We start from the raw sequence: 13,180 nt of genomic DNA, 5'->3' as shown, positions 1-13,180 counted from the left end.
ACTTTGGCTTTCAGTTCGCGGCAGCGACGACGGGACGGTCGGTGGCGGGATCGTAAGCGGCGTCGCTCATGGGAGCTTCGGCGCGCAGCTTGCCAAGGATCGTGGCCCAGACGTTGACGACCATGATCACACCGCCAGCGAGGTAGAGCAGGCCACCGAATGCACGCAGGGCGAACATCGGATGAACCGCGGCGACCGTGTCGGCGAACGAGTTCACCAGGTAACCGTCGGCGCCGTATTCGCGCCACATCAGGCCCTGCATGACGCCCGCCACCCACATGCTCGCGGCGTAGAAGACGATGCCAATGGTCGCGAGCCAGAAGTGCCAGTTGACCATCCGCAGCGAGTAGAGCCGCTCACGCCCCCAGAGGCGCGGCACGAGGTAGTAGATCGCGCCGAAGGTGATCATGCCGTTCCAGCCCAGAGCGCCGGAATGGACGTGGCCGATAGTCCAGTCGGTGTAGTGCGACAGCGAGTTGACGCTCTTGATCGAGAGCATCGGTCCTTCAAAGGTGCTCATGCCGTAGAAGGCGAGCGCCATTACCATCATGCGGATGATCGGATCGGTGCGGACTTTGTCCCAGGCGCCATTGAGCGTCATCAGGCCGTTGATCATGCCGCCCCAGCTCGGCATCCACAGCATGACCGAGAAGACCATGCCCAGCGTCTGCGCCCAGTCAGGCAGCGCGGTGTAGTGCAGGTGGTGCGGACCAGCCCAGATGTAGAGGAAGATCAGCGACCAGAAGTGGATGATAGACAGGCGATACGAATAGATCGGCCGCTCCGCCTGCTTGGGCACGAAGTAGTACATCATCGCCAGGAAGCCGGCGGTCAGGAAGAAGCCCACGGCGTTGTGGCCGTACCACCATTGCACCAGCGCACCCTGTACGCCCCCGAAAAGCGGATAGCTGCGCGAGCCCAGGAAGCTCACCGGCACGTCCAGGTTGTTGACGACGTGCAGCATCGCCACGGTCAGGATGAAGGCCAGATAGAACCAGTTCGCGACGTAGATGTGCGGTTCGGAACGCTTTACGATCGTGCCGACGAACACGATGAGATACGCGACCCAGACGATGGTCAGCCACCAGTCGACGTACCACTCCGGCTCGGCATATTCCTTCGACTGGGTAACACCCATCAGATAGCCCGTCGCCGCAAGGACGATGAACAGCTGATAGCCCCAGAAGACGAACCGGGCGAGGCCGGGGAAAGCAAGGCGGGCGCGGCAGGTACGCTGCACGACGTAGAAGCTCGTCGCAATCAGAGCATTGCCGCCGAACGCGAAGATCACCGCCGAAGTGTGCAGCGGACGAACGCGCCCGAAGTTGAGATAGGGCTCCAGGTTCAGAGCAGGCCAGGTCAGCTGAAGCGCGATGAACACGCCTGCCGCGAAACCGGCCATGGCCCAGAACACCGTGGCGATCACGCCCCAGCGCACCGGATCGTCATCATAGCGGGTCTGATCGGCCGGCACCTTCAGGATGCCGCGCGCAATCGCTCCATAGTCTGCGCCGCTTACAGCGACCCACAACCCAACAGACGCTGCCGCTGCGATGATGCCCATGTGCACCGCAAAGCCGGTATCCGCCGCAGCGGCAGCCGCTGCGACGGCAATAAACAACGCGGCAAGCCACCAGCCCGCCCGCGCGACCACGGTTTCCATATCTCTATCTCTTCTCAGGAAAATTGCTGACCTGTCCGGCGCCCATGGCCGGTGACGGTCGCTCGCGCATTGATGACGATCAAAACGGAGGGTCTTTGTGCGGCGCGGCGAAAATGTCGCTCCTGATTGCGCCGAATCAATTATTCGCCCGGCGGTTCCCACGACACGCATGAGCGACCGCAGAGTGGGGCCGCGAGGGGTGGTCCCGGTGGCAGGAACAGATAGACATGCGTAAGACTACGATGATCGCCCTTCTCGCAACGGCAACCGCGCTCACTGCGCCCCCCGCGCTGGCGGGTAGCCGCGATGGAAAGCTGCAAGTGAAGGTTCTGGGGACCGCCGTGTTGCCGGACGGCGAGATCGACAAGGTCAAGTCGATCGATCCCGCTCTGGGCAGCACCCTGACCGGCATGGGCGTGACCGACGTCGATGCCAAGGCGAACGACAACGTAGTGCCCACGCTGGCGCTGGAGTACTTCTTCAGCAAGACCATCTCCGTCGAGACGATCTGCTGCCTCACCCAGCATCACGTGAACGGTGCGGCTGACCTCGCGGGCACTCGGTTGGTCAACCATGTGCTAATTTTGCCGGCGACCGTCACCTTCAAGGCGCACCTGGACAATGGCGGCCCGATCAAACCTTACGTCGGCGCGGGCCCCTCGGTGTTCTTTGTGTTCGACGAGAAGCCGGGCGCCACGGCCGCAGCGCTGGGAGTGGACCGCGTCAAGATGTCGAATGCGCTTGGTGTCGCGCTGCAGGCGGGCGTCGACATCGCGCTGGGGCAGAACGGATATGGCCTGTCGCTGGACGCGAAGAAGTACTTCATCGAGCCGACGGCATCCTTCTACGCTGATGGCGCCAAGGTGCTCGAGACCCGGCACAACCTGAACCCCTGGGTGCTTAGCGCCGGGGTCAGCTATCGCTTCTGATCGTCGTCACTAGGAGCGGGGCGAACGTGCCTCGCTCCTTTCGCCGCCTGCTGTGCTTCAGAACAGTCCGTGACTGCCAGCGACCGCAGCCGCTCCCGTCGCAAGCGAGAGCACAGACAGGATCCGGTGCAGCCATTCCATAGCACGGAAATCACCTGAGGGGTTCGGGGAGTTGGTCATGCGGCGGTGCAGCACGAGCGGCTCCAGCACGAACAGCATGACGGTGAAGATCAGCCAGATCCCGACCATCGCGTGCATCCACCAGTACTGTGAATCAGCAAATCGCCACCACAGTCCCGCTCGCCAGGTCATCCAGAAGCCGCTGGCGCCCGCCAACAGGACCCAGAAGGCCGCCTGCGGAGCAAAGCGGCCTTCGACCCGATGAAAGGCCGCAAGCCGCTCCCGCGGCTCAGAAGAATGGCGGATGAACGGCATCACGACGGTCGTCACGAACGCCAGTCCGCCGATCCACATGACGATCGCGAGGACATGGAGCGCGCGAGCAATCGTGAAATCGTCCATCGGTCAGCTCCGGCAGCCGCAAGAATGCCTCAGCGACGTGCTGGAGCGGCGAAGAACATATGCCCCCTGCTCCAGACACTTACTGGGCGCGGATCATTCCCACTCGATCGTGCCGGGCGGCTTGCTCGTGTAGTCGTAGACGACGCGGTTGATGCCCTTCACCTCGTTGATGATGCGGGTCGCGACGCTGCTGAGGAAGTGCGCGTCGAAGGGATAGATGTCCGCCGTCATGCCGTCCGTGGAGGTAACGGCTCGCAAGGCACAGACGTTGTCGTACGTGCGACCATCGCCCATCACACCCACGGTCTTGACGGGCAACAGCACCGCGAAAGCCTGCCAGATCGCGTCGTAGAGACCTGCATTGCGGATCTCCTCGAGGTAAATCGCGTCCGCCTTGCGCAGAACGTCGCAACGCTCGCGCGTGACTTCGCCGGGAATGCGTATGGCAAGACCCGGCCCGGGGAACGGATGGCGACCAACAAAGACCTCGGGCAGACCGAGTTCGCGCCCAAGCTCGCGCACTTCGTCCTTGAACAGCTCGCGCAGCGGCTCCACGAGCTTCATGTTCATCCGCTCGGGCAAGCCACCGACGTTGTGATGGCTCTTGATGGTCACAGAGGGGCCGCCGGTGAAGGACACCGATTCGATGACGTCGGGGTAGAGCGTACCCTGCGCCAGGAACTCGGCACCGCCGATCTTCTTCGCCTCATCCTCGAAGACGTCGATGAAGGTCTTGCCGATGAACTTGCGCTTGGCTTCGGGGTCGCTGACGCCCTCAAGGCCTTTCAGGAACAGTGTCGAAGCGTCGACGTGCACCAGCGGAATGTTGTACGCGCCGCGGAACAGGCTGACGACCTGCTCGGCCTCGCCGCTGCGCATCAGACCGTGGTCGACGAATACACAAGTCAGCTGCTCACCGATGGCCTCGTGGATCAGCACCGCCGCCACGGCGCTGTCGACGCCGCCTGACAGCCCGCAGATCACCCGGCCGTTACCGACTTGCTGACGGATTTCCTCAATCTTGGTCTTGCGGAACTCGGCCATCGTCCAGTCTCCGGTCAAACCGCAGACGTGGCGAACGAAGTTCTTCAGCAGCTTGGCGCCATCGGGCGTGTGCACCACCTCGGGGTGGAACTGCATGGCATAGATGCGCTTGGCATCGTTCGCGATCACCGCAAACGGTGCGCCGGCACTTGCCGCTACGGGCCGGAACCCTTCGGCCAGACGCGTGACTTTGTCGCCATGGCTCATCCAGACCTGATGCCGCTCGCCCACTTGCCACAAGCCGTCGAACAGCGCGCAAGTCTCTTCGATCTCGATGAAGGCGCGACCGAACTCTCCTGATTCGCCAGCTAGCACTTCCCCGCCCAGCTGATGAGTCAGCGCCTGCTGCCCATAGCAGATGCCCAGCATGGGACGCCCGCTGTTCAAGATGACATCGGGGATTTGCGGACCATCGCTGTCGAGCACAGATGCCGGAGACCCGGACAGGATCACGCCCGCGGGATCGAGACGGGCAAACGCCTCTGCCGCCGAAGAGAACGGCGCAATCTCTGAATAGACGCCAGCCTCGCGCACGCGGCGTGCGATCAGCTGCGTAACCTGGCTGCCGAAGTCGACGATCAGGATGGGGTCCGAAGGCTGGATGGTCATTGCGGCGGGTTAGTCCGCAGCGCGGCGAGTGTCCAGATGCGTGCTGAGGCACGGCTGCGCAATGCGCGCATAGAATGTCAGTTGCGGATCACGCTCAGTTGCAAATTACGCAAGTTCGATTGTTGCTTTCGACATTGCGGAAATTACTAACCCTCCTATGTTGCACCTGCGAAAGGAAACGGCGCTATAAGAGTCGTGTTCCGCACAAACAGAAGGAAAGTGCCATGACCCTCGTCCACCGGACGTTCGGTCTCGCCGCGGCCCTGGGCGCCAGCGCCCTTGCGTTCGCAATCACCCTCGTCTGAGGGGGCGACCCGAAACAAAAGAAAGGCGGCCCGACGAGGGCCGCCTTTCTTTTTGTCCGCACAGCTTCGCTTACCCGGCGAGTGTCCGCACCAGATCATGAAGGTAGTCGCGAGCGGTATAGAGAGCCTTGGCTTCCACCCGCTCGTTCAAGCCGTGTGTCCCGTTGCCGTCCGGATCGGTCCAGACACTGGGCACACCATAGACGGGAATCCCTACCGCAGAGAGGTAAAGACCGTCGGTCGCTCCGGTTGCCATCGAGGGGATGACCGGAACTCCAGGAAAATACTTTGCCGCGAGAGATTCCACCGGCTTCACGATCTCCGGCTCAAGAGGCGGCGACTTCGCGATCGGCTTACCCTTCACGCGCTGCTCGATCTTGATCTCGGGATTGGCGATCACGCTGGCCAGCACTGCCTGCGTCTCGTCGGCGGTGTGCCCCGGGAACATCCGGCAGTTGACGTTGGCCGTCGCCCGCTGCGGCAGCGCATTGAGCGCGTGACCCGCATCCACTTGCGTGGCCACACAGGTGGTGCGCAGCATCGAGTGCAGCGCCTTGTCCTTATCAACGATCGCCAGCGCGGCCTTGTCCTGCGGGTTGGCCGCAAGCGCCTGCATGGCCTGCCCCAGTTCGCCTCCGCGCTGCTTGCCGGACTTGGCAAAGAAGGCTCGCGTCACGTCGTTGAACTCGACTGGAAACTCGTACTCGCCCACTTTCAGCAACGCGGCGGAAAGATCGTAGATCGCATTGTCCGGCACCGGCTGCGAGCTATGGCCGCCGGGGTTCGTCGCAGTCAGCATAAAGTCCTGATAGGCTTTCTCACCCACCTGCAACGTCTGGACGACGAGCTTGCCGTTCCCGTCCGTCCGGCCACCGCCGCCCTCGTTCAGAGCGAACCCGGCGTCGATCAACTCGCGCTTGTTCTGCGCCAGCCACTCAGCGCCGTTGAACGCACCGCTGGTTTCTTCACCGCAAGTCAGTGCGAGCTTGATCGTGCGCTTGGGCTTGTACCCGGTCTTGGCGAAGCGCGCGAGCGTGTCGACCCAGATCGAGGCCATCGCCTTGTCGTCCACCGCGCCGCGGGCGTAGTAGTACCCGTTCTCCTCGACCAGCTTGAAGGGATCGCGCTCCCAGTCCTCCCGCTTGGCTTCGACAACGTCGATGTGGGCCAGCAGCAGCATCGGCTCCAGCGTGTTCGAAGTGCCGGGATAGATGGCGACGAGTCCGCCATCCTTGGGATGCTCGGGAGTCGAGAACCGGATCAACTGATCCTCGGTCATGCCGGCTGACCTGAGGCGCGCGGCCATCTTGGCCGAAGCCTCGGTGCAACTGCCTTCGCTCAGCGTGGTATTGGTTTCGATCAGTTCCTTGTAGAGGCCGAAGAACTCCTGTTGGTCGGGCCGCAACCCTGCGCTTTGCGCAGCTACGGCCTGCGGCAGCACGAGCCCCGCAGCAAGCATGAACCCAAGCGATTTCCTGATCATCGGCAGCCCCTTGCCTGTAACGAGTGCGTCACTGTGACGCAGGCGGAGCCCAGCTTGCAAGCCTTTGTGGATAAGGGCTAGGCCGATGCCGGTTTTGCTTTAGTTTCGCCCATGCGGACCCTATATAATCGACATGGCAAGCAATCCTGAAGACCGGCCTGAGAACGGCAAGAACACCAACACCTATGGCGCGGAATCGATCAAGGTCCTCAAAGGCCTCGATGCCGTACGCAAGCGGCCGGGCATGTACATCGGCGACACCGACGACGGTTCGGGCCTGCATCACATGGTGTTCGAGGTTTCGGACAACGCAATCGACGAGGCGCTTGCGGGACACTGCGATCTCGTTCTGATCGAGCTTAACCCCGATAATTCAGTGTCAGTGACGGACAACGGACGCGGCATTCCAACTGACATTCACCGCGAAGAAGGCGTTTCAGCCGCTGAAGTCATCATGACTCAGCTTCACGCTGGCGGTAAGTTCGAAAACACGTCGGACGATAATGCCTATAAGGTTTCAGGCGGCCTCCATGGTGTGGGCGTATCCGTGGTGAACGCCCTATCGGAATGGCTGGAACTGACGATCTGGCGCGACGGCCAGGAGCACTGGATGCGCTTCGAACACGGCGACACTGTCGCGCCGCTCAAGGTCGTGGGCCCCGCCCCTGACGGCAAGAAGGGCACGCGCGTCACGTTCCAGGCCTCGACCGAGACGTTCAAGAACGTCACCGAGTACGACTTCGACAAGCTTGAGCACCGTTATCGCGAGCTGGCGTTCCTCAACTCGGGTGTGCACATCCTGTTGCGGGACAAGCGGCACGAGGAAGTGCTGGAGCATGATCTCTACTATGAGGGTGGCATCGGCGCCTTCGTGAAGTACCTCGACCGCAACAAGCAGGCGCTGATGCCCGAGCCGATCGCCATCTCGGCGGACAAGGACGGCATCGGCATCGAGGTTGCGCTGGAGTGGAACGATTCATACTACGAGAACGTCCTCGCCTTCACCAACAACATCCCCCAGCGCGATGGCGGCACGCACTTGGCGGCTTTCCGGGCCGCGCTGACCCGCACGCTCAACAATTATGCCGAGCGCTCGGGCCTGCTCAAGAAGGAGAAGGTCACGCTGTCGGGCGACGATATGCGCGAAGGGCTGACGGCGATTGTCTCGGTGAAGCTGCCCGACCCCAAGTTCTCCTCGCAGACGAAGGACAAGCTGGTCAGCTCCGAAGTGCGTCAGCCGCTCGAAGCGCTGATGGGTGACAAGATGAGCGAATGGCTGGAGGAAAACCCCGCCACCGCCAAAGCGATCATCATGAAGGTCATTGATGCCGCCGCCGCGCGCGAAGCCGCCCGCAAGGCGCGCGAACTGACGCGCCGCAAGGGCGTGATGGACATCGCCTCCCTGCCCGGCAAACTCGCCGACTGCCAGGAGCGCGACCCTTCGAAGTGCGAACTCTTCCTGGTCGAGGGCGACTCGGCTGGCGGCTCGGCCAAGTCCGGGCGCGACCGCAAAATCCAGGCGATCCTTCCTCTGAAGGGCAAGATCCTCAACGTGGAGCGCGCGCGCTTCGACCGGATCATCTCGTCCAAGGAGGTCGGCACGCTGATTCAGGCGATGGGCACTGGCATCCGCGACGACTTCAACCTGGACAAGCTGCGCTACCACAAGATTGTCATCATGACCGACGCTGACGTGGACGGCGCGCACATCCGCACGCTGCTGCTGACGTTCTTCCATCGCCAGATGCCTGAGATCATCAAGGCCGGACATCTCTTCATCGCGCAGCCACCGCTCTACAAGGTGAGCAAAGGCCGCTCGGAGGTCTACCTCAAGGATGATCGCCAGCTTGACCGCTACCTCGTCGAGGCGGGCTCGCAGGGGCGGGTGCTCGAGACCGCCGGCGGGGCGCGTGGCGGTGCCGAGCTTCGCGGGCTGATCGACCATGCCATGGCGATGCGCAATCTGCTCGGCTATGTGCCGCGCAGGTACGACCTCGGTATCATCGAGGCGCTGGCCCTCGCAGGCGCTTTCGCGCCGGATCTCAGCGATGCAGGCAAAGTCGCGGCGCTCACCGAAGCCGCCGCCTGGCTGGAGCGCGGCGATCCCGAGGCCAAGTGGTCCGCCCGGCGGGGTGAGGAAGGTGCCTATATCGTTGAGCGCCTCTGGCGCGGGGTCACCGATCACCACGTGATCGAGGCGACGTTCCTCCACAGCGCCGAGGCTCGCAAGCTGGCCCGGTTGGCTGCCGAGCACGCCCCCATCTACAGCACCCCCGCTCGCCTTACACGGGCCAGCGCTGACGCCCCTGAGCCCGAGCAGGCGCCGGATGGCGATGGTGAGGCCGAGGCAGCACCGGTGCGCGTCACCGACGGTGCGATCACGCGCCCGACGCAGCTGCTGGACACAGTGCTCGCGAACGGACGCAAGGGCCTCTCGATCTCGCGCTACAAGGGCTTGGGCGAGATGAACGCGGAGCAGCTGTGGGAAACCACGCTCGATCCCGACAACCGCAGCCTGCTGCAGGTGAAGGTCGAGGATGCTGACGTGACAGACGAGATCTTCACCCGCCTGATGGGCGACATCGTGGAACCACGCCGCGATTTCATTCAGGAGAACGCCCTCAACGTCGCCAACCTCGACGTGTGAGGGCGGCATGAATCGCTTCGGTTCGGCACCGGACGCTGGCGCGCTCGAAACGATGGCGCATGCGGCGTTCGCCCGGTTTCCGGAGCCGTTTGCGCAGCACCTGAACGGGATACGCGTGCGGGTGGAGGAGTTCGCCGATGACGAGACGCTCAAGGCGCTCCGCATCGGAGACGCCTGGGAGCTGACCGGGCTCTATCACGGTCGTCCGCTGGATCAGGACTCCATCTGGACCTCGGGCGAACTGCCGCCGGTGATCACGCTATACCGGCAGCCGCTTCTGGCGGAATGGTGCGAAACCGGCGTTGTGCTGGAAGACCTCGTCTCCTACGTCGTCATCCATGAAGTCGGCCACCATTTCGGGCTTTCGGATGAAGAGATGCACGCTCTCGAAGCAAGCGCCTAAGCGTCGGGCGTAGGCAAGCGCCCTTGCCCGCTGGCGCGTAAGGCTAACGCCGGGCAGAGCGCATCCTACTCGGCCGGCTGCGGCACCGGCTGCCTTGGGCGAAGCGATCCTGCCATAGCGTTCAAGACACGAGTAATCGGCGCATGGCGCGCCATCCACCGGTGATAAGCCGCGTACTTGGGATCTTCGGCCAGCAGATGCGCTTCCTCAGTTCGCGCACGCCAGTAGTAGATCCCGCTCACAAGCGTGAGCATGACGGTGTTGCGCACCATGTCCGTGAACGAACCATTCGTCACAAGGAAGGGCAGCGTCGAGCACCACCAGAACAGGTTCTTGGAAAGGTAAGCCGGATGGCGCGTAAGCCGATAGGGTCCATGCGTGATAACGCCACGATAGGTCAGGTTTGAAAAGCGGATACCAAAGGCGAACGTGGCCCAGGCATAGATCGCGGTGAGAGACACCAGAAGCGCGGCCCAGGCCCAAAGCAGCGGCGCGCTTCCCGCAAGCCAGTGCGCCCAACCTCCGGTAGCGGCCTCATACCCCATCACGTCCGCCCGGCCCATCGTGCCCCAGACGAACGGAGGATAGCACAAGAGGGCAGCAACCCAGCCGGCCAACAACGGATTGCCGCTGCGGATATGGGCATCGAGCGGGCGTAGCGTCAGCAGATAGCCAACCGTCCCGATCTGCACGTCTATCAGAAACAGAGTCTCGATCAGGACCTGCGCAAGATGCACCGGGTCTCCCGCAGCGGCGCTATAATCGGCCTCGACCACAATGGCGAAACCGGGCGGGAGTATCGAGATCATGAAGGCAGTAAAGAAGCCTTTGATGGCCCATGCGCGCCAGTGCTTCGCCACTTGCTCTCCATCCCAGGCTTCGCGCCCTATCAGCATCGCGCCGAAGTGCCATGCGCTGTCGCGCGGCTCGAGGAGGAAACGATCCAGCCACAGCACGTAGGGCACGGACAAGAGGAAGAGCGGTGCCGCGAAGGTGCCGATCACCTTCATTGCGAAGAGATACTGGCCATCCCAGTACCAGCGCGCCACGCAATAAAAGAAGCCTATGGCGGCCCACGTCGCCCAAAGACCCGCCAGCTTGGTGAAGGACACGCTGTGCACGTCTCGCCAACGCCGCGGGCGGGTCCAGTCGATCCCAGTCGAGGGGCGGCGATGCACTTTGTCGACCAGCAGCGACCAAAGGATCATCGGCACGGACGTGAACAGCAGCGTGGCCACGGCAGCATAGGGGCCAGACATCGGCGCGCGAGGCCCCGGAAGTGCCAGCGCCTCTGCAATGGCCGCCCAGTTGCGGCACACCATGACCCAGGCGAAGAGGCCAGCTACGCCGACCAGACCGACTGCGTTGGAGACATCGCTGCGAGGGCGTGCCGAAGGTGCCGGAGTGGCGCTGCTCATGGCGCCACTGGCTAGAAGGGAAAGGTTAAAACCCTAAAAACGACTGCCGACGACGGCGCCGCATCACCTGTATGCAGTGATCGTCCCGCTGTCATCGAGCAGATAGAGCGTCTGGTTGGCTACCACAGGCGGCAGCGAGATCGACGCATCCAACTCTGCATAAGGCGTCAGTGTGCCATCGGCAGGGTTCGCGTACGACAGCTGCCCCAGCGAATTGGCGACCCACAAGCGGTTGCCGGCGAGCACCGGACCGACCCAGAACACTGGGTCCTTGCGCTTCTCCGGTTTGCGATATCGCTGAAGCTCGTTCATCCAGCGCACTTTGCCGGTGGTCCGTTGAATCGCGAGAAGTTGCCCCCGGTCCGTCAACGTGAAGACCCAGTCTCCCGCGACAGCCGGCGTAGAGATGCCCGCCAGGTTGAGTTCCCAGATGCGCTGGCCGGTCACCAGTTCGTAAGCGGCCATGCGGCCACCCTGCCCCAGCGCGAAGACCCGGCCGCGATCGATAATGGGATCGGCATCGACGTCGGTCAGGCTACCCACTTCGGTGGAAATCGAGGTGCGAGCCAGCGCGTCCGACCAGAGCTGGCGCCCGTTCTCGTAGCGGTAAGCGACCAGTTCACCGGACGAATAGCCTGCAACGATGGTCCCCTGCCCGGCAGCCGGTGCTGCCACGCCGAACACACCTGCCTGCGAGACCGAAGCCGACTCGCTCCACAGTTGCTTGCCGTCCGCCGCGTTGAGCGCAATGATCTGGTTGTCCTGCGTCATCACGTAGACCGCTTCGAAGCCGATCGTCGGTGAGCCGCGCAGAGGACCGGCAGGCTTTACGCGCCACTTCTCCGAGCCATCGGCTGCGTTAAGCGCCGCGACTTCACCAAGGCCCGTCGTCACATAGACGTTGCCCGCATCATAGCTGGCACCGCCGCCGAAGATCGCATTGTCGTTCTCGCCAGAGCTGAACGGGTGGCTCCAAAGCTTTGCGCCGGTCTCCGCATTGAAGGCACTGACGACACCGCTCGTGTCATAGACAAACAGGCGCCCGTCACCGATCACCGGAGCGGCGGCCAGACGCCGCTTATTGCTCGCGCCCGCGACGCTGGCCGTCCAGACGCGCGTGGGGGATTGGCCGAGCGCGAGATGGCCGTAGGCCTTGTTGGCAGTGCCGCCGGCCTGAGCCCATTCCGCGTTGGCTTCCTGTGGAGGAAGGATCACCGCAACGTCCGCAAGCTCCGGCGCGACTTTTGCGCCCGACTCGATGCGAGAAAGGATCGGGATGCGCTCGCCGACGGTGGGCGTCTTCGACGCGTCTCCGTTGCCCTTGAAGATACCACAGCCTGAGGTACCGAGTACCAGCGCGATAGCGAGCACGGGAAGGAGGCGCGAACGCCGGCTGCTGACTGAATTCATGTCGGTAAGCTTCCCGGACAAATGCTTATTCTCCCTCTCCGCCCACCTGGGGCGCTTCGGCTTCCGAGGCGCTCACGACATCGTCGATCGCGTCATAGCCGATCTGCCCGGCGAGCTGGCGCACGCGTGCGCGCAATCCCTCGGGCTGTGTCTTGTCTTTGGCGATCTGGACCAGAAGAGGGCCAGCCTGCTCGTCTTTGCCAAGCTTGAGGTAGGCCATGCCCACCATCTCTCCGGCAACGCCGAACCACGGGCTGCCCGGCTGGGCGAGACTCGAAAGACGATCGACGACTTGCTGCGGCGGCAGCTTGTCGAACGTTGCCGCGACTTCGCGAACCCTGGCAAGATCGCGCAGCGGCTTGGGTGCGCCTTCGTCGGCTGCAATCTTGGCGTAGATACCCGCTGCCTCGTCCGTCTTGTCCTGCTCCAGCGCGATGCCAGCCTGGGTCAAGCGCGCGAGTACCGCATTTCCGTTGTCGCCGGCTGCAAGAGGCGTGAGCTTCTTCTGCGCTTCGGCAGCGTTGCCGGCATCCAGATCATCGAGCGCCAGAATCAGCTGCTCGGCATTCGCCTCTTCCTGCGCACTCCGGCGGTGCTCCCAATAGAGGAACGCGGCGAACGCGAGCAGGGCGAGCACAATCACCGCCAGAAGCGGTTTGCCGTAACGCCGCAGGAACACCTCAAGCTGGTCCTGACGCAAGGCGTCATCAACCTCGCGCATGAAGACGCCCTGCTCCGCGGCCTGAC

At 63.1% G+C, this 13,180-nt stretch carries 10 protein-coding genes; 3 read left to right on the top strand and 7 right to left on the bottom strand.

Annotated features, from left to right (window positions below):
* Positions 1–10: 10 nt before the first annotated feature.
* Entirely contained in the window at positions 11–1,663 is a 1,653-nt protein-coding gene (gene ccoN / locus ABUH87_RS07600; protein ID WP_367772023.1) for a cytochrome-c oxidase, cbb3-type subunit I, read from the bottom strand.
* Positions 1,664–1,890: 227 nt separating this feature from the next.
* On the opposite strand from ccoN, the gene ABUH87_RS07595 reads away from it, so the two are divergent.
* Positions 1,891–2,592: an OmpW/AlkL family protein gene (locus tag ABUH87_RS07595; protein WP_367772021.1), complete on the top strand. Its 702-nt coding sequence runs from the start codon at positions 1,891–1,893 to the stop codon at positions 2,590–2,592.
* A gap of 57 nt (positions 2,593–2,649) precedes the next feature.
* On the opposite strand, the gene ABUH87_RS07590 is transcribed toward ABUH87_RS07595, so the two are convergent.
* The 3 genes from ABUH87_RS07590 to ABUH87_RS07580 all read right to left on the bottom strand — a co-directional run bounded on the left by ABUH87_RS07590 (position 2,650) and on the right by ABUH87_RS07580 (position 6,555).
* The gene (locus ABUH87_RS07590; RefSeq protein WP_367772019.1) at positions 2,650–3,114 is read right to left on the bottom strand and encodes a hypothetical protein; all 465 of its coding nucleotides are present in this window, start codon (positions 3,112–3,114) and stop codon (positions 2,650–2,652) included.
* Between the two features lie 93 nt (positions 3,115–3,207).
* The gene (gene guaA, locus ABUH87_RS07585) at positions 3,208–4,767 is read right to left on the bottom strand and encodes a glutamine-hydrolyzing GMP synthase (protein ID WP_367772013.1); all 1,560 of its coding nucleotides are present in this window, start codon (positions 4,765–4,767) and stop codon (positions 3,208–3,210) included.
* A 375-nt stretch (positions 4,768–5,142) separates the two neighbouring features.
* Positions 5,143–6,555, bottom strand: a complete 1,413-nt coding sequence (locus tag ABUH87_RS07580; protein WP_367772010.1) for a M20/M25/M40 family metallo-hydrolase — start codon at positions 6,553–6,555, stop codon at positions 5,143–5,145.
* Between the two features lie 133 nt (positions 6,556–6,688).
* Between ABUH87_RS07580 and gyrB the strand changes: the two genes are divergently transcribed.
* Positions 6,689–9,202 (top strand): DNA topoisomerase (ATP-hydrolyzing) subunit B, encoded by a 2,514-nt coding sequence (gyrB, locus tag ABUH87_RS07575; RefSeq protein ID WP_367772007.1) that lies wholly within the window; start codon positions 6,689–6,691, stop codon positions 9,200–9,202.
* Positions 9,203–9,209: 7 nt separating this feature from the next.
* Positions 9,210–9,605: a metallopeptidase family protein gene (locus ABUH87_RS07570; protein WP_367772004.1), complete on the top strand. Its 396-nt coding sequence runs from the start codon at positions 9,210–9,212 to the stop codon at positions 9,603–9,605.
* Between the two features lie 65 nt (positions 9,606–9,670).
* On the opposite strand, the gene ABUH87_RS07565 is transcribed toward ABUH87_RS07570, so the two are convergent.
* From ABUH87_RS07565 to ABUH87_RS07555, 3 genes are all read right to left on the bottom strand, one after another.
* Positions 9,671–11,023 carry a methyltransferase family protein gene (locus ABUH87_RS07565; protein ID WP_367772001.1) on the bottom strand — a complete coding sequence of 451 codons (1,353 nt, stop codon included), beginning with the start codon at positions 11,021–11,023 and terminating at the stop codon, positions 9,671–9,673.
* 63 nt (positions 11,024–11,086) lie between these two features.
* Positions 11,087–12,433 carry an outer membrane protein assembly factor BamB family protein gene (locus ABUH87_RS07560; RefSeq protein ID WP_367771999.1) on the bottom strand — a complete coding sequence of 449 codons (1,347 nt, stop codon included), beginning with the start codon at positions 12,431–12,433 and terminating at the stop codon, positions 11,087–11,089.
* Between the two features lie 25 nt (positions 12,434–12,458).
* Positions 12,459–13,154 carry a tetratricopeptide repeat protein gene (locus ABUH87_RS07555; protein ID WP_367771997.1) on the bottom strand — a complete coding sequence of 232 codons (696 nt, stop codon included), beginning with the start codon at positions 13,152–13,154 and terminating at the stop codon, positions 12,459–12,461.
* Positions 13,155–13,180: the final 26 nt, after the last annotated feature.

Origin of the sequence: Novosphingobium rhizovicinum, from assembly GCF_040813635.1 — a bacterium.
Classification (GTDB): Bacteria; Pseudomonadota; Alphaproteobacteria; order Sphingomonadales; family Sphingomonadaceae; genus Novosphingobium; species Novosphingobium rhizovicinum.
The sequence above is the reverse complement of the archived record's forward strand: the minus strand, read 5'-3'. Positions and strand labels throughout refer to the sequence as shown.

What these genes read in the sequence shown, in the direction of transcription:
- ccoN (WP_367772023.1), bottom strand. Translation starts at nt 1,663, where the DNA reads ATGGAAACCGTGGTCGCGCGGGCGGGCTGGTGGCTTGCCGCGTTGTTT.
- ABUH87_RS07595 (WP_367772021.1), top strand. Translation starts at nt 1,891, where the DNA reads ATGCGTAAGACTACGATGATCGCCCTTCTCGCAACGGCAACCGCGCTC.
- ABUH87_RS07590 (WP_367772019.1), bottom strand. Translation starts at nt 3,114, where the DNA reads ATGGACGATTTCACGATTGCTCGCGCGCTCCATGTCCTCGCGATCGTC.
- guaA (WP_367772013.1), bottom strand. Translation starts at nt 4,767, where the DNA reads ATGACCATCCAGCCTTCGGACCCCATCCTGATCGTCGACTTCGGCAGC.
- ABUH87_RS07580 (WP_367772010.1), bottom strand. Translation starts at nt 6,555, where the DNA reads ATGATCAGGAAATCGCTTGGGTTCATGCTTGCTGCGGGGCTCGTGCTG.
- gyrB (WP_367772007.1), top strand. Translation starts at nt 6,689, where the DNA reads ATGGCAAGCAATCCTGAAGACCGGCCTGAGAACGGCAAGAACACCAAC.
- ABUH87_RS07570 (WP_367772004.1), top strand. Translation starts at nt 9,210, where the DNA reads ATGAATCGCTTCGGTTCGGCACCGGACGCTGGCGCGCTCGAAACGATG.
- ABUH87_RS07565 (WP_367772001.1), bottom strand. Translation starts at nt 11,023, where the DNA reads ATGAGCAGCGCCACTCCGGCACCTTCGGCACGCCCTCGCAGCGATGTC.
- ABUH87_RS07560 (WP_367771999.1), bottom strand. Translation starts at nt 12,433, where the DNA reads ATGAATTCAGTCAGCAGCCGGCGTTCGCGCCTCCTTCCCGTGCTCGCT.
- ABUH87_RS07555 (WP_367771997.1), bottom strand. Translation starts at nt 13,154, where the DNA reads ATGCGCGAGGTTGATGACGCCTTGCGTCAGGACCAGCTTGAGGTGTTC.